General features: G+C 74.7%; 2 pseudogenes. Both read left to right on the forward strand.

The features are described 5' to 3' along the window. Positions 1 to 961 (forward strand): annotated as a pseudogene (locus VF697_RS39500) (CpaF family protein); the annotation flags it as partial. A 95-nt stretch (positions 962 to 1,056) separates the two neighbouring features. Continuing rightward, a pseudogene (locus VF697_RS39505) lies at positions 1,057 to 1,503 on the forward strand (hypothetical protein); the annotation flags it as partial.

Below are 1,503 nucleotides of genomic sequence, written 5' to 3' on the forward strand. Positions count from 1 at the left end.
CGAGCGCCTCCACGACGGCAGCCGCAAGACGATCGCCCTCTCCGAGGTGCTCCCCCTCACCGAGAAGGGCGACTACCGCACCCAGGACATCTTCGTCTTCACGCCGGTGACGAAGGATGAGGACGGCCACATCCTCGGCTACCACGCGCCCACCGGCATCATCCCCAACTTCGTCGCCCGGGCGCGCGCCTACGGCTTCTCGGACCTGGACGAGTCCTTCTTCGACCCGGCCACCTACGGCGTGCCGGCCCCGCCCTCCTTCGCCGCCGGCGAGAGCTACAGCGTGCGCTGGGCGCCCTCGCTCAAGCACCGCGAGCGCGGCGAGCCGGATCCCTCGAGCTTCAAGAAGGAGTGGCAGTCCTTCGAGCAGCGCCTGAAGGACGAGGCCCACGACGCCAGGGGGGACAAGCCCCCGACGCCGGCCTCCGCGCCGGTGCAGGTGCAGGTGCCCGCCAACCTCCCCACCATGTCCCGCTCGCCCGAGCCGGCCCCCGCGCGTCCGAAGACGGCCGAGGCGCCTGCCGCGGTGCGCAACGGCCCCGCCCTCCGGCCCAACCAGGCGGCCCACAACCGCCCGGCCCCGCCCGTCCCGGACGACGACCGGACGCCGCCGCCCACGCGCAACCCCTTCGCCTCCGAGGCGGATGACGGGCTCGGCGCGCCCGACGAGCCCAAGGTGCAGGTGTCCGCGGACCTCCTGGCCGACGGGGACGAGACCCAGGGCCGGGGCGTCCCCCCGCCGCGTCCGGGCCGCCCGGCCTCGCCTCCGCCGCGCCCCGGGGGCCCCTCCACCGGCCAGCGCCCCGCCCTGGCCGCTCCCGCGCGCCCGCCGGCCCGCCCGGCCTCGCCCCCGGCGCGGCCCCCGCCTCCCGTGCCCGACGACGAGGATGACGCGCTGCCCGAGCTGGACGACTCGGAGAAGACGAACATCCGGCCCATGCCCGAGAAGCCGCGTCGCTGAGCCCGCCTGGCTGGTCGCCGGGGGGTCGCCGCCCGGCGACACTGGCAGTGCGTGACCTTGCGGTGAGCGCGCCAGGAGGGGAAAGTGACGCCATCGTGTTCCTTCCACTCCTCGCCACGCTCGTCGTGCTCGGCCAGGCGCCCGCGTCCGCCGAGGCGACCCTCACCGTGCTGATCGCCCCGCCCGAGGCCGCGGGCGTCCCCTCTCACATCGTCTCCTTCGCACAGGAGCACGTCTACGAGCAGCTCAAGACGGACGGCCTGCAGGTGGTCCGCGCCTCGGAGCTGTCCCAGCAGTTGCCGCCCGCGCAGCGCAAGTCGGTGCTCGGGTGCAACCGCCTGGAAGCCGCCTGCCGCATCACCCTGGGCGAGGCCGCCTCGGCCGACGCGGTGATGATCGCCGAGCTGGTGCAGTTCCTCAGCGGCTACCGGGTGGGGCTGAAGGCCTACGCGACTCGCGACGGTGAGCTGCTGGCCGAGTACTACGTGCCCGGGGTGCGGGAGGATCAGCTCCTCGACGCGCTCACCCAGGCCAGCGAGAAG

Source organism: Archangium sp. (assembly GCF_036388035.1).
GTDB lineage: Bacteria > Myxococcota > Myxococcia > Myxococcales > Myxococcaceae > Archangium.